This is a genomic window from Parageobacillus thermoglucosidasius (assembly GCF_001295365.1).
In the GTDB taxonomy this organism is placed as follows: domain Bacteria; phylum Bacillota; class Bacilli; order Bacillales; family Anoxybacillaceae; genus Parageobacillus; species Parageobacillus thermoglucosidasius.
In genome coordinates this window covers 3,463,763-3,483,147 of sequence record NZ_CP012712.1, presented here as the reverse complement: position 1 = coordinate 3,483,147, position 19,385 = coordinate 3,463,763, and the positions used below count along the sequence as shown (strand labels likewise).

Below are 19,385 nucleotides of genomic sequence, written 5' to 3'. Positions count from 1 at the left end.
CATGGGGAAGAAGCCTGTTGTCATCGGCGTTGCCGGCGGATCCGGCTCGGGAAAAACAAGCGTGGCAAGGGCGATTTATGAGCATTTTGGCGGCCACTCGATTTTAGTGCTTGAACAAGATTTTTACTATAAAGACCAAAGCCATCTGCCGTTTGAAGAGCGGCTGCGTACGAATTATGACCATCCGCTTGCGTTCGATAACGATCTGTTGATTGAACATATTCATAAATTATTGCGATATGAGCCGATCGAAAAGCCGGTTTATGATTACAAGCTTCATACGAGATCAGACAAAGTGATTCACGTTGAGCCAAAAGATGTTATTATTTTAGAAGGGATACTTGTATTAGAAGATGAACGGCTGCGCGACTTAATGGATATTAAAGTATATGTGGATACCGATGCCGACATTCGCATTATCCGCCGCCTGCTCCGTGACATTAATGAGCGCGGGCGTACGCTGGAGTCGGTGATCGAGCAGTACGTTACCGTCGTTCGTCCAATGCACAATCAATTTGTGGAGCCGACGAAGCGTTATGCCGATATCATTATTCCAGAAGGCGGCCAAAATCGTGTCGCCATTGATTTAATGGTTACAAAAATTCGTGCAATTCTTGAACAAAAATCGATTTTATAATAACATAAACAAAACAATATAAATAATATAACAAGTAAACGTACGACAACTTTCTTCGTTGTTCGTACGTTTTACATACCACATGAAAATAAGAAGGAAAAATATAGAGGAGTGAAGGTATAATGGCAAACGAAAAGCAATACCCGATGACAAAAGAAGGGAAAGAGAAACTGGAACAAGAACTGGAATATTTAAAAACCGTTAAGCGCAAGGAAGTAGTGGAACGCATTAAAATCGCGCGCGGATTTGGCGATCTGTCGGAAAACTCCGAGTATGACGCCGCCAAAGACGAACAAGCGTTTGTTGAAGCGCGCATCCAAACGCTTGAAAACATGATTCGCAATGCGATTATTATTGAAGAAGACACGGAAAATCCAGACGTTGTTTCACTTGGAAAATCCGTTACGTTTATTGAGCTTCCGGATGGAGAGGAAGAGACGTATACGATTGTTGGAAGCGCTGAAGCTGATCCGTTTGAAGGGAAAATTTCTAACGACTCGCCAATTGCAAAATCGCTTCTTGGCAGAAGAGTCGGGGAAGAAGTTACGGTGCAAACGCCAGGAGGCGAAATGCTTGTCAAAATTGTCGCGGTAAAATAGGTTTTAAAATAAAACACCTCGTCGAAAATGAAGATGAGGTGTTTTTTATGTGGAAAAAACGAGCAATTGTGATCCTTTTGGCGATTCAAATCGGAATTTTTCTTCTTATCGCCCGTCTTGTTCAAATTCAGCTAATTAGCACAGAGTCATTTTCCAAACAAAACGTCAACTTGATTGAAGCAAGCGTAGCGCAGCGGACGCAAGAGATGGTCATTGATGATGGGCGGGGAACATTTGTTGATCGGCACGGGAAGCCATTGACGAAAGAATATACTCCATCGCTTATTTTATTTCCGTTTCTGAAGGAAATGGAGTGGCCCGTCGAAAAAGTGGCAGCCATCCTCGATATTTCTCCTCAGCGCATTATCGATCAGCTGAAAAAAGCAAGCAAACCGTTTATTTTTTCAACAAACGGCGCACCGTTTGCCTTAACGGAAGAACAAATGGAAAAAATTAATCAATTGCATATTCCAGGCGTGTTTGCGGTGAAAAAACAGCGTCCGCTTGAAAAGACATATGCGCCGCATTTAATCGGTTTTACGCGCGAAGATGCCCGCCTTTTGCGCTCCCGTTATCCGAAGCGGCCTCTTTCGCCCCATGTTGAAGTAGGAATTCATGGGTTGCAAAAGGCGTTTGACGAATTTTTAATCCCGGAAGGAGAGACGAAGTTGTTGTATCATGTCGATGCAGAAGGAGGCCCTTTATTTGGGATTAACGTGAAGTATAGCGACCCCGGCAATCCGTTTTATCCCGTTTCCGTTAAAACGACGCTCGATCGCGATTTGCAGCAAATCGCGGAAACGGTTGTGCAAAAGCACCGCATGAAAAAAGGAGGGATTGTCTTGCTGGATATCAAAACAAATAGCGTGCTTGCCATGGTTAGCCGCCCCGATATGGACCCGCGCAATCCGTACAAAAATCGCGGAGCGGAAAATCAAATGATTTTGCCGCAAATCCCCGGATCGATATTTAAAACGGTGATTGCGGCGGCAGCGCTGGAAACAGGAATCGTTTCCAAACAAACGATGTTTGATTGCAGTAAAAAAATCGACGGCGTGACGCTTGATAATGTTCATTCATACGGGATGTTAGGATTTGATGAAAGTTTTGCCGCAAGCTGCAACAACGCTTTCGCGACACTTGGGAAAAAGCTTGTTCAACAAGATCCTGACATTCTTGAAATATATGCAAAAAAGCTTGGATTATACCCGCTTGCGGGATGGCAAGGCGATGTATATCATGAAGAAAATTTTAAGCAATTTCCAGAAGAACGAAAGGGAACGATCTGGCACGATGACAATGATAAGCGCATACCGCTGGCGGTGGCGCAAACGTCGATCGGGCAAAAAGATGTGCGCGTGTCGCCGCTGGCAGTTGCCAATATGATGGCAACGATTGCGCGAAACGGCGAGGCAAAGCAAGTAAGGGCGGTAAGCAAAATTTTATACAAAAACGGCACCACTTTTTTTACGTTTCCGGAACAGCCGTTTTCCGACGAACAGCCGATTTCTCCTGCAACTGCTGGAAAACTGCAGCAATTATTGCGGAAAGTCGTTACCGATCAACGCGGCACAGGGCGCCAATTTCAGTCACTTCCGTATGAAGTGGCCGGAAAATCAGGCACAGCAGAAACCGGGAAAATATCTCATCATCAAGAGCTGATCAATAAATGGTTTGCCGGTTATTTTCCTGCAGAGGCGCCGAGATACGCGCTCGTTGTTGTAGAATTGGACAGCCTTGGCGCACAGACGGTGGCAAATGATGTATTTTTTGATCTTGTTCAGAAAATATATGAATTTGATCATCGGGACAAAAATGAACGATAGCGACGAAACAGTTTATTAGGGAGGATCGTCATGATACAATAAGAACAGCGATGTGAAGGAGGGACGAAACGGTTGGCAAAAGAATGGGGACCGCGCTTTGCGCAGCGGGCAAAGCGCCGCAAAATCAATCGCATTCTCAATGCAGCGATTGCTGTAGTAGTGTTGCTGATTATCGTCGTCGCATGGAATTTGTTTTCCGATGACGGCCGGCCGAGTGAGCAAACAGCAAAGACGCAATCAAAGACAGAAGTCAAAAAAGATAATGACGAAAAAAAAGTGGAAGTAGAGATTAATGGACAACAAGAGAATGATGAAGAGGGAGAGCAAACAGATCAAGAAGAAACGAGTGAAGCAGAGCAAGAAGAGCAAGAAGTGATCGAAACTCCGGGGGCGCCTGGATCGAACATAGAAAAAGAAATTGTCAATCCTGCATGGCAACCGATTGGTACCACACAATCCGAACCTCACGTCACGCAGTTTAAGAAAGATTCTGTCGATTGGAAAGAAATGTTAGATGCTGTCAGCTATGCAACCGGTCTTTCCCAATCTGATATGATCGTGTGGTTTATCGGCAACAACGGTCCAAATAAAGCTGTCGCGACGATTTCAACAAAAGACAAAACGCAATATTACAAAGTGTATATTGAATGGGTGGAAAATCAAGGATGGAAGCCGGAGAAAGTGCAGAAATTAAGAAAATAAGCGGATTTCCTTTTTTCGAGGAAATCCGCTTATTTTTTCGCTTTAAAGTGAACGACCGCGCTGTAAGACCGCTTCCCGTTTTCTGCGACATGCATTTGGTGGGAAACATGGTGGACGTGAAGGAGAAGCGCCTTATTATGCTCAATTTGCTCGTTAATTTTTTTCTCTAATGTCTGCAAATCATCTGCTTCAAAAAATTCGATTTTATCCTCAATCAGATCGAGGGAAATATTCATATTTGCCATGCCTCCTTTCCACCGCCAAGTGTAGCAAATTTCCGCGGCGTTAAACAATTGTTTTCGTTGAAGAAAATAAAAACTTATGATACATTGAGAACAGACTTAAGATAAAAATCATAGTATATATATAGGATTTATAAAAATTATGGAGCGTGATATCATGGGCAGAGAATTTCTTGATTTGTTTGAATCATGGGCGGATTCTTACGATCAAACTGTCGGAGGATATGATGAAGAATATCGCGAAGTGTTTGCGAATTATGAAGATATTTTAAATACAGTTGCCAGCAAAGCGAAAAACGTCGTGCTTGAGTTTGGCGTTGGAACGGGAAACTTAACGAAAAAGCTGTTGGAGCAAGGAAAAACAGTATATGGAATTGAGCCATCGGAACCGATGCGGAAAAAAGCACGTGAAAAGCTTGGGGAGCATGTGCCGATTGTGGACGGGGACTTTTTGCAGTTTCCGCTCCCTCCAAAGCCGGTCGATACGATTGTCAGCACATACGCTTTTCACCATCTTACGGATGAAGAAAAAGGCGAAGCAATTGCGAAGTATGGCGAGCTATTAAAAAAAGGTGATAAAATAGTGTTTGCTGACACGGCATTCCGTGACAAGCAGGCGTTTTGGCAAGCCGTACAGGAGGCAAGGGCGCGCGGTTTCCACAACTTGGCCGATGACCTCGAGCGCGAATATTATACGACATTGGACGTATTGACAAAACTATTTGCAGAACACGGCTTCTCCGTCACATTTACGCAAAAAAATGCGTTTGTATGGGTGATGGAGGCGATCAAACAAGCAAAATAAGAAAGAGGGAGAAACATGAAAGCAGCGATTATCGGGGCAATGGAAGAAGAAGTGACGATTTTACGCGAGCAAATGGAAGGGCGGGAAGAAACGGTCATCGCCAATTGCGAATTTTCGACAGGCCGGCTCAACGGCGTTGATGTCATTTTATTGAAATCGGGCATCGGCAAAGTGAACGCGGCGATGGCGACAGCGGTTTTGCTGGAACGATTCCGTCCGGATTATGTCATTAACACCGGTTCAGCGGGCGGCTTTTTATCAACGCTAAATGTTGGAGATGTTGTCATTTCCACCGAAGTCGTGCATCATGATGTCGATGTAACGGCTTTTGGCTATGAATATGGCCAAGTTCCTGGGATGCCGGCGCGGTATCAAGCGGATAAAACATTAATAGACATCGCTAAGCGCAGCGCCCAAGAAATTAACGATGTGCAAGTAGTGACAGGCCTCATTGCTACTGGTGACTCGTTTATGAACGACCCGGCGCGCGTTGAGTTTGTCCGCAGCAAATTTCCGGAACTTTGCGCTGTCGAAATGGAAGCGGCAGCGATTGCCCAAGTATGCACGCAATTTGCCGTTCCGTTTGTCATTATTCGTGCCCTTTCCGACATTGCCGGCAAGGAATCGAATATATCATTTGAGCAATTTTTAGATACTGCGGCGAAACATTCCGCCCGTTTAGTCATATCGATGTTGTCATTATTGCAAAAATAAACCGAGGAAGGCGCCCCTTCCTCTTTCTATGTTTGGAAAGAATGGAGTGACAAACATGCGAGTGGCCAAAAATGTGCATGGATTGGTCGGACATACACCGGTGGTGGAAATTACGCAATTTCCGCTGCCCGAAGGCGTCCGCGTATTCGCTAAATTGGAATATTTCAACCCGGGAGGAAGCATTAAAGACCGGCTCGGCCAAGAGTTATTGCGCGATGCATTGGAAACAGGAAAATTAAAGGAAGGCGGAACAATCATTGAACCGACGGCGGGGAACACCGGCATTGGGCTGGCGCTAGCTGCGATTGGCAAAAACATCAATGTGATTTTTTGCGTTCCTGAAAAATTCAGCATCGAAAAGCAGCAAATCATGAAAGCGCTCGGCGCAACGATTGTCCACACGCCGACGAGCGAAGGAATGCAAGGGGCGATCCGCAAGGCGCAAGAGCTTGCCCGCGAAATCCCGAATTCCTATTGCCCGCAGCAGTTTGCCAACCCGGCCAACCCAAGAACATATTATAAAACGCTCGGTCCGGAACTGTGGGAAGACCTTGACGGACAAATCGACATCTTTGTCGCCGGAGCCGGTTCCGGCGGGACGTTTATGGGAACTGCGACGTTTTTAAAAGAAAAAAACCCGAACATAAAAACAGTGATTGTCGAGCCAGAAGGATCGATTTTAAACGGTGGAGAGCCGGGGCCGCATAAAACGGAAGGAATCGGCATGGAATTTTTGCCGGATTATATGGATCCAAGCTATTTTGATGCGATTCATACGATTCGCGATGAAGATGCCTTTAATCGGGTAAAAGAACTTGCCAAAAAAGAAGGGCTGCTTGTCGGAAGCTCTTCCGGCGCTGCGTTTCATGCCGCGTTGCTTGAGGCGGAAAAGGCAAAGCCGGGAACGAATATCGTCGTTATTTTCCCAGACAGCAGCGAGCGGTATTTAAGCAAAAAAATTTATGAAGGTGGGATTTAAATGAGACGAAAAACAAAACTGATTCATGGCGGCATCCCGGGCGATCCGCATACGGGAGCGGTTTCTGTTCCTATTTATCAAGTCAGCACGTATAAACAAGATGGAATCGGCGGCCATAAAGGCTTTGAATATTCGCGCACTGGCAACCCAACCCGCCACGCATTGGAGCAACTGATTAAAGATCTGGAAGAAGGTTATGCCGGTTTTGCGTTTGGCTCCGGAATGGCGGCAATTACGGCGGTCATGATGCTGTTTAACAGCGGCGACCACGTCATTTTAACGGACGACGTGTATGGCGGCACATACCGAGTCATGACGAAAGTGTTAAACCGTTTGGGGCTTGAATCGACTTTTATTGATACAAGCGACCTTGCCAACATCGAAAAGCATATCCGGCCGAATACGAAGGCGCTCTACATTGAAACGCCAACCAACCCGCTTTTAAAAATTACTGACATTCAAGCTGCTTCCGCCATTGCCAAAAACAATGGCCTGCTTACGATCGTGGACAACACGTTCAGCACCCCGTATTGGCAAACGCCGCTTGCTTTTGGCGCTGATATTGTTGTCCATAGTGCGACGAAATATTTAGGCGGCCATAGCGATGTTGTCGCTGGATTGGCGGTTGTCAATTCGGAAGAGCTGGCAGAAAAACTGCATTTTGTGCAAAACTCTACCGGAGGAATTCTCGGCCCGCAAGATTCATGGCTTTTAATCCGAGGCATCAAGACGCTTGGCGTGCGCATGGAGGAGCATGAAGAAAACACGAGAAACATCGTGGAATTTTTAGTGAACCATCCGGCGGTCCAAAAAGTGTATTATCCGGGATTGGAAACACATCCAAACCATGAGATTGCCAAAAAACAAATGCGCGGATTTGGCGGCATGGTCTCTTTTGATGTCGGAAGCGCGGAGAAGGCTGAGCAAGTGTTAAACCGCGTCCGTTATTTTACGCTCGCGGAAAGCTTGGGAGCAGTCGAAAGTTTAATTTCGCTGCCAGCGAAAATGACGCATGCGTCCATTCCGAAAGAGCGCCGCGAACAATTGGGCATTACCGATGGACTGATCCGCATTTCTGTCGGATTGGAAGATGCCGAAGATTTAATCGAAGATTTAGCCCAAGCATTGCATGGTTAAAATTACATCCCCACATTTTCCGCCCCATATGGTACAGTGAAAGATGGAAAGTGGGGGATGCCGGTGGAACGGCAAAAACAGAATTGGAAAGAAAAAGCAGATGATTATAAAATGTTTGCTGGCGTATTGCTGGCGTTAAGTGTCTTTTTGTATATTGGTACGCTGCTTCCTACGATTGCGCCGGAGAAAAAGGTGTATTTGCTTGGCCTTATTGTGATATTGTTAATCGGTTCGTTTTCTTTTTTTCAACGGGCGATGCAATATATCCGCTTACTGCGGGAAACAGACGAATAAACCTGCCTTTTCTTGCTGATAAGGCAGGTTTTTTGCTTTTTATGAAAAAGCGGTGAACGAGCCTGTGGAGGCTTTTGCTTATGAGTGACGGAATTTCATAAATTGTTCAAAACCGCGCGCAGAACCTGTTTGTTCTCTCGTGTAAAATAAAGAATAGAAAGAGGATAAGGGAGGAATGATGGGATGTTTGCCATGGTGATGGGGGTTGTGATTGCTGCGTCCATAGCATTGATCATAACGGCGGAAGTAAGTGTGGAAGCGCAAAATTAATTGAATATGAAACAGCGGTGAAATAAAAATCGATATATCGAAAACGGGACAGTCATTCGCGATTGTCCCGTTTTTGCTGCGTTTATCTCCGCTTTTCTTTTTCATTCCGGTAAAACTCATGAAACATTTTCATCAATGCGCGCTTTTCGATGCGTGATACGTAGCTTCTGGAGATGCCAAGCTCTTTCGCGATCTCGCGCTGCGTTTTTTCCTGCTGCATATCGAGGCCGAAGCGGTTAATAATCACTTCTTTTTCCCGCTCATCCAAAACGTCGATATATTTTTTTACTTGCTCCAGTTCCATATTAAGCTGAATTTCGTCAATAATATCGTTCCCTTCCGATTTCAGGACGTCGATGAGGCTGATTTCATTCCCTTCCTTATCTTGCCCGATTGGTTCGTGAAGGGAGACGTCTTTTCGCGTCTTTTTTAATGAACGCAAATGCATTAAAATTTCGTTTTCGATGCAGCGAGCCGCGTATGTCGCTAATTTTGTTCCTTTGTTGGAGGAATAGCTCTCGATGGCTTTTATAAGGCCGATGGTGCCGATCGAGATTAAATCTTCCACATCTTCGCCTGTATTTTCGAACTTTTTGACAATGTGGGCAACAAGACGTAAATTATGTTCAATTAAAATATTGCGAGCTTGTTCATCTCCTTTCGCCATGAGCTGTAAGTATTTTTCTTCTTCTTTGGCGCTTAACGGTTGGGGAAACGCGTTGTTTTTAATGTATGATACTAAAAACATTAATTCTTTAATGAGAAATGTGAATGCAGATAAAATGCCAGGCATTTTGTCACCCCCACCCTTTATTGTTTTAGGCAGTTGCCTATTACTTATGTATATGATGAAGCGGGGTTGTACGTGTCTGGACAAAAAAAGAAAGTGCCATCTGTAAATATATGAATATTCTTGACATACAGATGTTTATAATAGTAGAATAACTTTGTCGTTTTTTGTCTAAAAATGTGCGAAAAAAAGGAGGCGAATAAATGAGAAAAGTCGGATTAGCTTGGCAAATTTTCATCGGTCTCGTTCTTGGAATCGTCGTGGGAGCCATTTTTTATGGGAATCCGAAAGTGGCTACTTATTTACAACCAATTGGAGATATTTTCCTCCGTTTAATAAAAATGATAGTTATTCCGATTGTTGTTTCTAGCCTTATCGTTGGAGTCGCCAATGTTGGAGACTTGAAAAAACTTGGAAAACTTGGCGGCAAAACGTTTATTTATTTCGAAATTATTACAACGATTGCGATCGTCGTCGGTTTATTGGCAGCAAATGTATTTCAGCCAGGAGCCGGCGTTAATGTTAAATCATTGGAAAAAACGGATATTCAAAGCTATATTGATACAACAAACGAAGTGCAGCATCACTCGCTGATTGAAACAGTCGTCAATATTGTTCCAAATAACGTGTTTGAATCATTATCAACCGGAAACATGTTGCCGATTATCTTCTTCTCCGTGATGTTCGGTTTAGGAGTAGCGGCGATTGGCGACAAAGGAAAACCGGTGCTCCAGTTTTTCCAAGGCGTAGCGGAAGCGATGTTTTACGTGACAAACCAGATTATGAAATTTGCGCCGTTCGGTGTGTTTGCGCTCATCGGTGTTACGGTTTCGAAATTTGGGGTGGAATCGCTTATTCCGCTCAGCAAGCTCGTCATTGTTGTTTACGGCACGATGCTTTTCTTTATTCTTGCAGTGCTTGGCGGTGTTGCTAAACTTGTAGGTGTAAATATATTCCATATTATAAAAATTTTAAAAGATGAATTAATCCTTGCTTACAGTACAGCAAGCTCAGAAACGGTTCTTCCAAAAATCATGGAGAAAATGGAGAGATTCGGCTGTCCGAAATCGATAACATCCTTTGTCATTCCGACAGGCTATTCCTTCAACTTAGACGGATCTACGTTATATCAAGCGCTAGCTGCCATTTTTATCGCGCAGTTATATGGTATTGATATGTCGATTTCGCAACAAGTTTCCTTGTTGCTTGTGTTGATGGTGACTTCGAAAGGAATCGCCGGAGTGCCGGGTGTATCGTTTGTTGTTTTGCTTGCTACGTTGGGCACGGTTGGAATTCCGGTAGAGGGATTGGCGTTTATCGCTGGGATTGACCGCATTTTAGATATGGCGCGTACAGTGGTGAACGTTGTTGGCAACTCGCTGGCAGCGGTCATTATGTCAAAATGGGAAGGCCAATACAACGAAGAAAAAGGAAGAAAGTATATAGAAGAGTTACAACAAAGTGCATAATGCTGAAAAAAGCTGTCCCGTTAAGAAAGGACAGCTTTTTCAGTACAAAGTCTTATTTTTTTCTTCAATGTAGTATAGTATAATTTGTTGCTGAATAAGGTTGTAATGGGATGCTTGGCTAAGAATACATACAATAAATGCACAGGAGGAGAACCATGCACGAATTTGTACAAAACATTTTTGCTTTTTTGGTAGATTTAGGTTATATCGGCATTGCCTTGGCATTAATGATTGAGGTGATTCCAAGTGAAATTGTGCTAGCATACGCCGGGTATTTAGTATCACGCGGAGAAATATCATTTGTTGGAGCGGTTATAGCTGGAACCATTGGCGGAACGATAGCCCAGCTTTTTCTATATTGGATGGGATATTACGGAGGGAGACCGTTTCTTGATAAATATGGAAAATATTTATTGATTAAAAAGAAGCATCTTGATTTATCGGAGCATTGGTTTGAAAAATATGGACCAGGCGTCATTTTTACTGCCCGCTTTATTCCGGTTGTGCGCCATGCCATTTCCATTCCGGCCGGTATCGCAAAAATGTCATGGAAAAAATTTACCTTTTATACAACATGTGCGGTTATTCCATGGTCGATTTTCTTTATTTTTTTAGGGGAACGGCTAGGAAGCCATTGGCAAGAAATTGATGAGATTGCCCGGCCTTATTTGCGGCCGGTGATCGCGATTGCGATTGTGGCTACTGTTATTTATATTGCATTTCAAATTTATCGCCGAAAGCGGACATAATTTTTTATTTTAAGGGAAAAATTGGGGGAGAGAAACGATGACAAAAATAGAAGCGTTTATTTTAGGGGTGATACAAGGGCTTACAGAGTTTTTGCCAATCAGCAGCACAGGTCATTTATATTTAGGGAGGCATTTGTTTGGGCTTGATGAGGCGGGGTTATTTCTTGATACTATGCTTCATATCGGCACCCTGTTAGCCGTGTTTGTCGTGTACAAAGAGGAATTGTTCTATATGATGCGCAAGCCGTTCAGCAAGCTGACGTTTTTGTTAGTGATAGGGACGATTCCGGCCGTTGTTGTCGGCTTGTTATGCAAAGACTACTTTGAAGAAATTTCTAAGACAGGAGCAACTATTGGATGGGAATTTTTGATTACCGGCTTATTTCTTTGGATAGCTGACGGTGTAAAGCATGGATATAAACGAATGGATGACATAACATATACCGATGCGTTGGTGATCGGGACATTTCAGGCGGCGGCCATTTTTCCGGCGATTTCACGTTCGGGGCTTACGATTGTCGGAGGATTGTGGCGTAAACTGGATCGTGAAACAGCTGCGTATTTTTCCTTTTTGCTGTCCATCCCGGCAATTGCGGGAGGAGTTGTTTTACAATCAATGGATTTATTGGAAGGGAAAGTAGAAAATATTTCTGCAAGCGCGCTTGTGATCGGGACGGTTTCTTCGGCGCTATTTGGCTATATTGCTGTGCGCTGGATGATTAATTATTTAAAGCGCCGTTCATTAAAAGGATTTGCAGTATATGTGTGGCTTCTCGGGATGATTGTTCTCGTTTTCCAAATAACAGGAAGGTTTTAAAGCTATTGATTGCTTTTTCTCCATTCGTTATATTTTATGTATAGTATAGAAGTTGCCAAGTAAGATCAAATTGAATGGGGTACGATAGTGAAAAAGTTCATTATTATTGCCTTCGTGATTGCCATAGGTTTGTTTTTGCTGCCGTATAGCTTGCCGCTTGTCTTTGCATTAGCGACAGCATTATTATTAGAACCAGCTGTGCAGCATTTGCAAACTCATTATCGTCTGAAACGGGTGCATGCAGTAACGGCGGTTTTTTCGCTATTTCTTATTATCGTTGGCTTTGCGTTTTATTTTCTTATTGTTATACTTGTGCAGCAAATTATGACATTCTCGCAAAAACTGCCGCATTTTTTGAGCGAAGCAACAGCAGTTTTTAATAAGTTTATTCAAACATGGGAATCGTATTCAAGCTCGATTCCGAAAGAGATTATTTCTTCGTTGGAAAACAGTGTCGAAACGATACAGCGTTTGCTGTTGGAATTTGCGACAAATTTGACGCAGTCGATTGTTCATTTTATTACGTCTATTCCCGGTTTTCTTATTCATTTTTTAGTCTATTTAGTAGCGCTGTTTTTAATAAGTTTAGATTTGCCAAAGTTAAAAAAGAGGATAAAAAAATATTTGTCTGAACGCACACATCAGCGGTTAGCGATGATTGTGGCACAATTGAGCAAAGCTGGTATCGGATTTATTAAAGCGCAATTTTTGTTAAGCCTCATCACTTTTTTCCTTGCTTTGGCCGGTCTGTTGTTGTTGAAAGTGGATTATGCGGTTATGATGGCACTGCTGATTGTTGTTGTGGATATTTTGCCAATTTTAGGAACTGGCTCGGTGTTAGTGCCATTGGGAATAATCAGTATCGCAAATGGCAATAGCGGCCTCGGGGCCGGTCTGATTGTGTTGTTTTTGATTATTACGGTAGTGCGCCGCATTATTGAGCCGAAAGTTTTCTCAACCAATTTAGGCATTTCCCCTTTGGCTGCGTTAGTGAGTGTTTATTTAGGATTTCAGTTGTTAGGGTTTATCGGGCTGTTTATTGGTCCGGCGCTTGTCATTTTGCTGGAAGCAATGATAAAGGCAGGAGTCATTAAATTTTCTTTCAAACTTTAGCAAGAAAACGGCTGGCAGATGCTTGCCAGCCGTTTTCATCAATAGGGAGAACACATCTACGAATTGTCCATTACTGCTGGGAAGCTTGGGAATTTGGCAAAATTAAAATTTCGACGCGCCGGTTTTTCATTCTTCCCTCAGGAGTGTCATTGGATGCCACTGGTTTAAATTCTCCGTATCCTTTCGCGCTAAACAACCGCGGATCGAGCTTAGGATTTTCTAATAACAACTTCATAAAATTTACAGCACGCATGACGCTCAGCTCCCAATTGGAGGAGAATTGCGCATTGTGAATCGGCACATTATCGGTATGCCCGCTAATAATAATATTGCGCGGAGGATTCATGACAAGCATCTGGGAAATTTCTTTTGCCAGCTGGCGATCTTGTGGCCGCACTTCGGCGCTTCCTGAATCAAACAAAATATCATTCAATATCGTTATTGCTAATCCTTCTTCTGTTAAAGATGTTTTCAGTTTCCCGTTTAAACGTTCATTCACAATATACGTATCGATTTTTTCTTGCACTTCATGCAGTTCTTCTTTTTCTTGTTTGTCTATTTTCTTTTTATTGTCATTTTGCTGGTCATTTTGCTGCTTTGGCTGCGAAGGGAGCGGTTCTGGCTCAATGGGTGCTTGAAATTCAAGAACGCCTGTTCCGCCGGTGAATGCCGCATTAAATGACTGAGCAATTTGCGCGAATTTTTTTTGGTCAATTTGGCTGCTGGCAAATAACACGATGAAAAGCGCCAGTAATAATGTTAATAAATCGGAATACGGAATCAGCCATGATTCGTTAATGTGCTCGCCATGTTTTTGCTTTTTTTTCTTATTCATTTTCATTTTCTCCCTGTTCTATAATTTTCTTTCGTTCAGTGGCAGGAAGATAGGAAGCAAGTTTTTGTTCAATCGTCCGCGGTGCTTGTCCTTCTAAAATGGAAAGGACTCCTTCAATCATAACTTGCCGTATTTTTGCTTCTTCTTTTGATTTGCGTCTTAATTTGTTGGCAAACGGATGCCATAACACATACCCGGTGAAAATCCCTAATAGCGTTGCGACAAATGCAGCGCTAATGGCTTTACCGATTTCGCTGATGTTGTCCATGTTGCTTAATGCGGCAATAAGCCCGATAACCGCGCCAAGCACGCCAAGCGTTGGCGCGTATGTACCTGCTTGCGAAAAAATGGCTGCGTTCGCTTCATGACGCTCTTCCATCGCTTCGATTTCTTCTGTCATGACATCGCGGATAAAATCTTGCGTTTGCCCGTCAATGGCCATGCTTAAGCCGTTCCGCAAAAATGGATCGTCAATTTCGTCCAATTTTGCCTCCAGCGCGAGCAACCCTTCGCGCCGGGCTATATTTGCCCAGTCGACAAACATTGGGATTAATTGTTCGATGGTTGGGATATTTTGTTCTTTAAAAAGGACGCCGAACAGCTTCGGCACTTTTTTTATTTCACGAGTAGGAAAAGCGACGGTGACAGAAGCCATTGTTCCAACGAGAATGATTAAAATCGCTGCAGGGTTGATCAAAACGCTGGGATGGACACCTTTAAGATACATGCCGACACCTACAGCGACAATGCCAAGAATGATTCCGATAATCGATGTTTTGTCCAAATGAAATCCCCCCGTCAAATCTCGAACATTATGATTAGTGCTTTATAATCGGTTCACATTTATCATATAATTAATAGCAAAGATTGAAAAGAGAAAATGGTATGACTGGAAAATAAAAAAGGCTGCCCAATCCGCCATCACTGTTTTTTTGGAAAGGACAACCTTCCTATGTTTTATATTTTTTTCAATTTAAACGTTCCGACCATTAAAAACGACAATGTGATCATAAGGAAAATAAAAAATTGCGGAGGGAAATAGTGGATCGTTAAATAACTTAGCGTTAATAATACTCCCGCAGCTGTTATTGGCAGCCCCGAAAAATAGCCGTTGTTTTCGGTAATATTAAAGCGGGCAAGGCGAAACGCTCCGCAGCCGATGTACAAAATCGTGAAAAACGCGCCCGGCGCGCCAAATTCATGCAATAAGCTTTGATACATTAACAGTGCGGGAGCCACCCCAAATGAGATGATGTCGCTCATCGAGTCCAATTGTTTTCCAAGCTCTGACTCAATGTTTAACTTTCGGGCGACAGCCCCGTCGAAGCGGTCAACTAAAGCTGCTAAAAAAACAAGAAGCAGGCTGACATGAAGCTGCTCTTTTAACGTCATTAAGACAGAAAAACTTCCAAGTGATAAATTGGTTAATGTTAAAATATTTGCTGTGTTTGCCTTTAATTTTTTTAGCGTGTAATCTAAATAATCTGATAAAAACATTCTTCTCCACACTCCTTTTTACCATGAAACGAGGAAAGCAAAAATCTACTACAATAATTATACTCGTTTTATTTATAATATGAAAAGTGGTAAAAAACATGATCAACATAAACTGGAGGGAACATATTTGTTAAAATGGTTGTACCGTCTTATGATTGAACTGACGAATCATTCTCTTTCGTCAAAATTGATTGCCCTTTTTGCGAAATCCCGCTTAAGCGCGTTGCTTATTCCATCGTATGCAAAAATTTATGGTATTAATCAAGAAGAGATGGAGAAAAACTTAAAAAATTATAAAACGCTGCAACAGTTATTTATCCGCAAGTTAAAAGAGGGGACAAGGCCGATTGATCAGACGCAAAACAGCGTGATAAGCCCTGTTGACGGGATTATCGAAGGCATTGGCATGATCCGCGAAAACAGCGAAATCGTCGTGAAGGGCAAGACGTATTCGATTGCGGAGATGCTCGGCAGCGTCGAGGAAGCAAAGAAATATTTAAACGGATTGTTCGTGATTTTGTATTTAAGCCCAAGCCATTATCATCGCATCCATAGCCCAATATCTGGAGTCGTGCAAAAACAATGGACGCTTGGAAAAAAATCGTATCCAGTCAACCGCCTTGGCTTGAAATACGGGAAACGCCCGTTATCGAAAAACTACCGGACGATTACAGAAGTCATTGCAAACGGAAAACATATCGCGATTGTGAAAATCGGGGCGATGTTTGTCAACAGCATTGAGCTTACCCATGTGAGCAAACATCTTATTAAAGGACAAGAAATTGCTTACTTTTCTTTTGGCTCCACTGTCGTTTTATTGTTTGAAAAAAACAGCATTGAGATTGATGAACGAATTGTTGCACCGATGGGAGTGAAGGTGGGGGAGCGAATCGGCTATTTAAAATAAAAAAAGCCCTGAGGCCGAATTAGGAGGAAAGCTTAATTTTATGCCCTAATGCACGGCGGCGGATTTCTCGCTCGATCAACTCAATGAATTCAGGGCTTAATTTTAATTCTTTTGCCTTGTAATATGATTCGATCAATAATTCATCAGATAAATATTTCATGCTGAAAACCTCCTTCAGCAATGGAATAGGACTTGCAATCAATACATATAATGGTAAGTTACTTTAACTGTATCATGATTTGGGATATAGAACAACCGTTCTGTTATCCACAGCTACTAGTGGATAACATGTGGAAAAAATGTTTATAAGATTGTAGAGTTATGAATGCATGCTTGTGAATAATGTGGGTAAAACTTATCCACAGTTTTGTCGATAACGGTTTTTGTCGAAAAAAATTTATAGTAAAGTTTGTTTTGAAAGACTGCCGAAAATTATGTATGATGATAAAAGGCAAGAAAAAGGATGCAGAGACAGTGCGCGGAAAAGGTAAGGTGATGAATGTGCTCCATTATTTTTTGCCAAGTCAATTTGTCAAACGTGTGCTGGACATTACTCCTCGCTCCCTAAAAGAAAAGGGAATTAAAGGGGTCATCACTGATTTAGATAATACGCTTGTCGAGTGGGATCGTTCAAGCGCCACTCCGGAACTGATCGAGTGGCTTGAGAATATGAAACAAGAGGGAATTAAGGTAATGATCGTATCCAATAATAATAAAAAACGGGTGCAATCTTTTGCGGAACCGCTCGGCATTCCGTTTATTTTTGAAGCGCGAAAGCCGTTAACAAGCGCTTTTCAAAAGGCGTTGTCAATGATGCAGTTGAGCAAAGATGAAGTGGTTGTGATCGGCGATCAATTGCTGACAGATGTGTTTGGGGGAAACCGATTAGGATTAAATACCATTTTAGTAGTTCCGGTCGCACAAACGGATGGGCTTTGGACCCGTTTGAATCGAAAGATGGAACGGAAAATTTTAAAGATGATGCGGAAAAAAGGAATGATTTATTGGGAGGAATGATAGTGGAACAACAAATTCGTTGCATTGGCTGCGGAGCGATCATTCAATCGGAAGATGAAACAAAACCCGGCTATGCGCCGAAAAGCGTTTTAGAAAAAGAAGAAGTCATTTGCCAACGCTGCTTTCGTTTAAAGCATTATAATGAAGTGCAAGATGTGGAACTGACAGACGATGACTTTTTAAAAATTTTACACAGCATCGGCCAGTCGGAAGCGCTTGTCGTCAAAATCGTCGATATTTTTGACTTCAATGGAAGCTGGCTTCCGGGATTGCATCGGTTTGTCGCGAACAACCCGATTTTGCTTGTTGGCAATAAAGCAGATCTTCTTCCAAAATCAGTTAAATACCCAAAACTTATCCATTGGATGGCGCAAATGGCAAACGATCTCGGCCTAAAGCCGGTCGACATTTGTTTAGTGAGCGCTGTCAAAGGAATCGGAATCGCGAAAGCCATGGAGGCGATCGAAAAGCATCGGCTTGGAAAAAACGTCTATGTTGTTGGTTGTACAAATGTCGGAAAATCCACGTTTATTAATCGCATTATCCAAGAAACGACGGGAAAAGGAAATGTGATTACAACGTCCTATTTTCCGGGAACGACGCTAGATATCATCGAAATCCCGCTGGACGACGGTGCGGCGCTTTATGATACGCCGGGAATTATTAATCATCATCAAATGGCACACTTTGTCGATAAAAAAGATTTAAAAATCATTACGCCAAAACGGGAAATCCATCCGAAAGTATATCAGCTGAATGAGCAGCAGACGTTGTTTTTCGGAGGTCTCGCCCGGCTTGATTATATAAAAGGAGGCCGGAGGTCTTTTGTATGTTATTTCGCCAATGAACTGCCGATTCATCGAACGAAGCTGGAAAAGGCGGATGCGTTATACGCAAAGCAATTTGGCGAACTTCTGTCACCACCGAGCAAACATTATATAGATCAATTCCCGCCATTGGTGGCACATACGTTCACCATAAAAGAGAGAAAAACCGATATCGTGTTTTCCGGCCTTGGTTGGGTAACATGCAACGAGCCGGGGGCGCAAGTCGTTGCGTATGCGCCAAAAGGTGTTGACATCTTAATCCGGAAATCATTGATCTAATTTTCAGTTTGTATGTGTAAACGATACGGGGGAGAAGGAGATAATGGAAAAGTTATACGCGTTATTTGGCTGTCCGGTTCATCATTCGTTATCGCCGCTAATGCATAATGATGCGTTTCAACATATGAACATTGCTGCCCGCTATCACGCTTTTCATGTGGAACCGAAGCAGTTAAAAGATGCCATCAACGGGGTGAGGGCGCTTGGCATTTCAGGGCTAAATGTGACAATTCCTCATAAAACGGCGGTAATCCCGTTGCTTGATGACATCGACCCAGCGGCTCGGCGCATCGGAGCTGTCAATACGATCGTAAATGAAAACGGGCGGTTGATCGGCTACAATACAGATGGCCCCGGATATGTCCAGGCGCTGGAGGAAGAAGTACACATCGATATAAAGGGAAAGCGCATTTTAGTGATTGGTGCGGGAGGAGCAGCAAGGGGCATTTATTTTTCCCTTGTTGATAAAGGTGCCAAACAAATCGATATTTGTAACCGGACGGTATCAAAAGCAAAACAGCTTATTGATGAATGCGATGCCGCTGTTTCTTCGGCCGCTTGCTCGCTGAACGAGGCGGAAGAGCGTTTAGGAGAATATGATATTCTTATTAATACAACATCTGTTGGAATGTATCCCCACATGGAGGAAATGCCGCTTTCCCTTGCCAATATGAAAGAAGGAACGGTCGTGTCTGATATTATTTACAATCCTTTAGAAACGAAATGGTTAAAAGAGGCCCGGAGAAGAAAGGCGATCGTTCAAAATGGAGTCGGCATGTTTGTGTATCAAGGAGCGTTAGCGTTCGAAAAATGGACAGGAGCGTTTCCGGACGTCGAACGCATGAAAAAAATAGTGATGGAACAGCTTAGGAGGTAACAT

At 43.0% G+C, this 19,385-nt stretch carries 24 protein-coding genes; 17 read left to right on the top strand and 7 right to left on the bottom strand.

Translation table 11 applies throughout. The annotated features are described in order from the left end of the window. Position 1 precedes the first annotated feature (1 nt). The 4 genes from udk to AOT13_RS17200 all read left to right on the top strand — a co-directional run bounded on the left by udk (position 2) and on the right by AOT13_RS17200 (position 3,764). On the top strand, positions 2 to 637 hold the full coding sequence (gene udk / locus AOT13_RS17215) for a uridine kinase (protein WP_003248971.1): 636 nt from the start codon (positions 2 to 4) through the stop codon (positions 635 to 637). Positions 638 to 759: 122 nt separating this feature from the next. Next, the gene (gene greA / locus AOT13_RS17210; RefSeq protein ID WP_003248973.1) at positions 760 to 1,236 is read left to right on the top strand and encodes a transcription elongation factor GreA; all 477 of its coding nucleotides are present in this window, start codon (positions 760 to 762) and stop codon (positions 1,234 to 1,236) included. 47 nt (positions 1,237 to 1,283) lie between these two features. Next, positions 1,284 to 3,062 carry a peptidoglycan D,D-transpeptidase FtsI family protein gene (locus tag AOT13_RS17205; protein WP_003248975.1) on the top strand — a complete coding sequence of 593 codons (1,779 nt, stop codon included), beginning with the start codon at positions 1,284 to 1,286 and terminating at the stop codon, positions 3,060 to 3,062. Positions 3,063 to 3,134: 72 nt separating this feature from the next. Beyond that, positions 3,135 to 3,764, top strand: a complete 630-nt coding sequence (locus AOT13_RS17200; RefSeq protein ID WP_003248977.1) for a YrrS family protein — start codon at positions 3,135 to 3,137, stop codon at positions 3,762 to 3,764. A gap of 29 nt (positions 3,765 to 3,793) precedes the next feature. On the opposite strand, the gene AOT13_RS17195 is transcribed toward AOT13_RS17200, so the two are convergent. Then, the gene (locus tag AOT13_RS17195; RefSeq protein WP_042383486.1) at positions 3,794 to 4,000 is read right to left on the bottom strand and encodes a YrzA family protein; all 207 of its coding nucleotides are present in this window, start codon (positions 3,998 to 4,000) and stop codon (positions 3,794 to 3,796) included. 163 nt (positions 4,001 to 4,163) lie between these two features. On the opposite strand from AOT13_RS17195, the gene AOT13_RS17190 reads away from it, so the two are divergent. Genes AOT13_RS17190 through AOT13_RS17170 form a run of 5 tightly spaced genes read left to right on the top strand, consistent with a single transcriptional unit; the run spans position 4,164 to position 7,935 of the window. Next, a complete protein-coding gene (locus AOT13_RS17190) occupies positions 4,164 to 4,811 on the top strand; it encodes a class I SAM-dependent methyltransferase (RefSeq protein WP_003248979.1) in 648 nt (215 codons plus the stop codon). Positions 4,812 to 4,826: 15 nt separating this feature from the next. After that, on the top strand, positions 4,827 to 5,525 hold the full coding sequence (gene mtnN / locus AOT13_RS17185) for a 5'-methylthioadenosine/S-adenosylhomocysteine nucleosidase (protein ID WP_003248981.1): 699 nt from the start codon (positions 4,827 to 4,829) through the stop codon (positions 5,523 to 5,525). Positions 5,526 to 5,580: 55 nt separating this feature from the next. After that, entirely contained in the window at positions 5,581 to 6,504 is a 924-nt protein-coding gene (locus AOT13_RS17180) for a PLP-dependent cysteine synthase family protein (protein ID WP_003248983.1), read from the top strand. Then, positions 6,505 to 7,641 (top strand): bifunctional cystathionine gamma-lyase/homocysteine desulfhydrase, encoded by a 1,137-nt coding sequence (locus tag AOT13_RS17175; RefSeq protein ID WP_042383487.1) that lies wholly within the window; start codon positions 6,505 to 6,507, stop codon positions 7,639 to 7,641. It begins immediately after the preceding gene. Positions 7,642 to 7,698: 57 nt separating this feature from the next. Further along, positions 7,699 to 7,935, top strand: coding sequence for a YrhC family protein (locus AOT13_RS17170; RefSeq protein WP_042383488.1), 237 nt, complete (start codon positions 7,699 to 7,701; stop codon positions 7,933 to 7,935). Between the two features lie 78 nt (positions 7,936 to 8,013). Here the strand turns inward: AOT13_RS17170 and AOT13_RS20245 are convergent, their stop codons facing one another. Both AOT13_RS20245 and sigK read right to left on the bottom strand, forming a co-directional pair. Next, a complete protein-coding gene (locus AOT13_RS20245) occupies positions 8,014 to 8,310 on the bottom strand; it encodes a hypothetical protein (protein WP_003248989.1) in 297 nt (98 codons plus the stop codon). After that, the gene (sigK, locus tag AOT13_RS17165; RefSeq protein ID WP_003248990.1) at positions 8,288 to 8,998 is read right to left on the bottom strand and encodes an RNA polymerase sporulation sigma factor SigK; all 711 of its coding nucleotides are present in this window, start codon (positions 8,996 to 8,998) and stop codon (positions 8,288 to 8,290) included. The genes AOT13_RS20245 and sigK overlap by 23 nt, the downstream gene beginning before the upstream one ends. 200 nt (positions 8,999 to 9,198) lie before the next feature. On the opposite strand from sigK, the gene AOT13_RS17160 reads away from it, so the two are divergent. From AOT13_RS17160 to ytvI, 4 genes are all read left to right on the top strand, one after another. Further along, complete coding sequence (locus AOT13_RS17160) at positions 9,199 to 10,464, top strand: cation:dicarboxylate symporter family transporter (protein ID WP_003248992.1); 1,266 nt, start codon at positions 9,199 to 9,201, stop codon at positions 10,462 to 10,464. Between the two features lie 155 nt (positions 10,465 to 10,619). Next, the gene (gene uptA, locus AOT13_RS17155) at positions 10,620 to 11,213 is read left to right on the top strand and encodes an undecaprenyl phosphate transporter UptA (RefSeq protein WP_003248994.1); all 594 of its coding nucleotides are present in this window, start codon (positions 10,620 to 10,622) and stop codon (positions 11,211 to 11,213) included. 37 nt (positions 11,214 to 11,250) lie between these two features. Next, on the top strand, positions 11,251 to 12,030 hold the full coding sequence (locus AOT13_RS17150) for an undecaprenyl-diphosphate phosphatase (protein ID WP_003248996.1): 780 nt from the start codon (positions 11,251 to 11,253) through the stop codon (positions 12,028 to 12,030). A gap of 87 nt (positions 12,031 to 12,117) precedes the next feature. Then, positions 12,118 to 13,143, top strand: a complete 1,026-nt coding sequence (gene ytvI / locus AOT13_RS17145) for a sporulation integral membrane protein YtvI (RefSeq protein ID WP_003248998.1) — start codon at positions 12,118 to 12,120, stop codon at positions 13,141 to 13,143. A gap of 70 nt (positions 13,144 to 13,213) precedes the next feature. Here ytvI and motB read toward each other — a convergent pair whose 3' ends face one another. From motB to pssA, 3 genes are all read right to left on the bottom strand, one after another. Beyond that, positions 13,214 to 13,978, bottom strand: a complete 765-nt coding sequence (motB, locus tag AOT13_RS17140; RefSeq protein WP_003249000.1) for a flagellar motor protein MotB — start codon at positions 13,976 to 13,978, stop codon at positions 13,214 to 13,216. Then, on the bottom strand, positions 13,971 to 14,762 hold the full coding sequence (motA, locus tag AOT13_RS17135; RefSeq protein WP_003249002.1) for a flagellar motor stator protein MotA: 792 nt from the start codon (positions 14,760 to 14,762) through the stop codon (positions 13,971 to 13,973). Before motA ends, motB begins: the two co-directional genes overlap by 8 nt. Before the next feature lie 173 nt (positions 14,763 to 14,935). Further along, positions 14,936 to 15,475 (bottom strand): CDP-diacylglycerol--serine O-phosphatidyltransferase, encoded by a 540-nt coding sequence (gene pssA / locus AOT13_RS17130; RefSeq protein WP_003249005.1) that lies wholly within the window; start codon positions 15,473 to 15,475, stop codon positions 14,936 to 14,938. A 127-nt stretch (positions 15,476 to 15,602) separates the two neighbouring features. Between pssA and AOT13_RS17125 the strand changes: the two genes are divergently transcribed. After that, positions 15,603 to 16,382, top strand: coding sequence for a phosphatidylserine decarboxylase (locus AOT13_RS17125; protein WP_003249007.1), 780 nt, complete (start codon positions 15,603 to 15,605; stop codon positions 16,380 to 16,382). 19 nt (positions 16,383 to 16,401) lie between these two features. Here AOT13_RS17125 and AOT13_RS17120 read toward each other — a convergent pair whose 3' ends face one another. Beyond that, positions 16,402 to 16,542: a sporulation histidine kinase inhibitor Sda gene (locus AOT13_RS17120; RefSeq protein ID WP_013400345.1), complete on the bottom strand. Its 141-nt coding sequence runs from the start codon at positions 16,540 to 16,542 to the stop codon at positions 16,402 to 16,404. Between the two features lie 341 nt (positions 16,543 to 16,883). On the opposite strand from AOT13_RS17120, the gene AOT13_RS17115 reads away from it, so the two are divergent. The 3 genes from AOT13_RS17115 to aroE are packed head-to-tail and all read left to right on the top strand — an operon-like array spanning position 16,884 to position 19,382. Further along, entirely contained in the window at positions 16,884 to 17,399 is a 516-nt protein-coding gene (locus AOT13_RS17115) for a YqeG family HAD IIIA-type phosphatase (RefSeq protein ID WP_035502663.1), read from the top strand. Next, complete coding sequence (gene yqeH / locus AOT13_RS17110; protein ID WP_370468026.1) at positions 17,396 to 18,505, top strand: ribosome biogenesis GTPase YqeH; 1,110 nt, start codon at positions 17,396 to 17,398, stop codon at positions 18,503 to 18,505. Before AOT13_RS17115 ends, yqeH begins: the two co-directional genes overlap by 4 nt. A gap of 43 nt (positions 18,506 to 18,548) precedes the next feature. After that, complete coding sequence (aroE, locus tag AOT13_RS17105; RefSeq protein ID WP_003249012.1) at positions 18,549 to 19,382, top strand: shikimate dehydrogenase; 834 nt, start codon at positions 18,549 to 18,551, stop codon at positions 19,380 to 19,382. The last annotated feature ends 3 nt before the right edge of the window (positions 19,383 to 19,385 follow it).

Coding starts and splice junctions, on each gene's coding strand:
- udk (WP_003248971.1), top strand. CDS start 2: ATGGGGAAGAAGCCTGTTGTCATCGGCGTTGCCGGCGGATCCGGCTCG.
- greA (WP_003248973.1), top strand. CDS start 760: ATGGCAAACGAAAAGCAATACCCGATGACAAAAGAAGGGAAAGAGAAA.
- AOT13_RS17205 (WP_003248975.1), top strand. CDS start 1,284: ATGTGGAAAAAACGAGCAATTGTGATCCTTTTGGCGATTCAAATCGGA.
- AOT13_RS17195 (WP_042383486.1), bottom strand. CDS start 4,000: ATGAATATTTCCCTCGATCTGATTGAGGATAAAATCGAATTTTTTGAA.
- AOT13_RS17190 (WP_003248979.1), top strand. CDS start 4,164: ATGGGCAGAGAATTTCTTGATTTGTTTGAATCATGGGCGGATTCTTAC.
- mtnN (WP_003248981.1), top strand. CDS start 4,827: ATGAAAGCAGCGATTATCGGGGCAATGGAAGAAGAAGTGACGATTTTA.
- AOT13_RS17180 (WP_003248983.1), top strand. CDS start 5,581: ATGCGAGTGGCCAAAAATGTGCATGGATTGGTCGGACATACACCGGTG.
- AOT13_RS17175 (WP_042383487.1), top strand. CDS start 6,505: ATGAGACGAAAAACAAAACTGATTCATGGCGGCATCCCGGGCGATCCG.
- AOT13_RS17170 (WP_042383488.1), top strand. CDS start 7,699: ATGCCGGTGGAACGGCAAAAACAGAATTGGAAAGAAAAAGCAGATGAT.
- AOT13_RS20245 (WP_003248989.1), bottom strand. CDS start 8,310: ATGAAAAAGAAAAGCGGAGATAAACGCAGCAAAAACGGGACAATCGCG.
- sigK (WP_003248990.1), bottom strand. CDS start 8,998: ATGCCTGGCATTTTATCTGCATTCACATTTCTCATTAAAGAATTAATG.
- AOT13_RS17160 (WP_003248992.1), top strand. CDS start 9,199: ATGAGAAAAGTCGGATTAGCTTGGCAAATTTTCATCGGTCTCGTTCTT.
- uptA (WP_003248994.1), top strand. CDS start 10,620: ATGCACGAATTTGTACAAAACATTTTTGCTTTTTTGGTAGATTTAGGT.
- AOT13_RS17150 (WP_003248996.1), top strand. CDS start 11,251: ATGACAAAAATAGAAGCGTTTATTTTAGGGGTGATACAAGGGCTTACA.
- motB (WP_003249000.1), bottom strand. CDS start 13,978: ATGAATAAGAAAAAAAAGCAAAAACATGGCGAGCACATTAACGAATCA.
- pssA (WP_003249005.1), bottom strand. CDS start 15,475: ATGTTTTTATCAGATTATTTAGATTACACGCTAAAAAAATTAAAGGCA.
- AOT13_RS17120 (WP_013400345.1), bottom strand. CDS start 16,542: ATGAAATATTTATCTGATGAATTATTGATCGAATCATATTACAAGGCA.
- yqeH (WP_370468026.1), top strand. CDS start 17,396: ATGATAGTGGAACAACAAATTCGTTGCATTGGCTGCGGAGCGATCATT.
- aroE (WP_003249012.1), top strand. CDS start 18,549: ATGGAAAAGTTATACGCGTTATTTGGCTGTCCGGTTCATCATTCGTTA.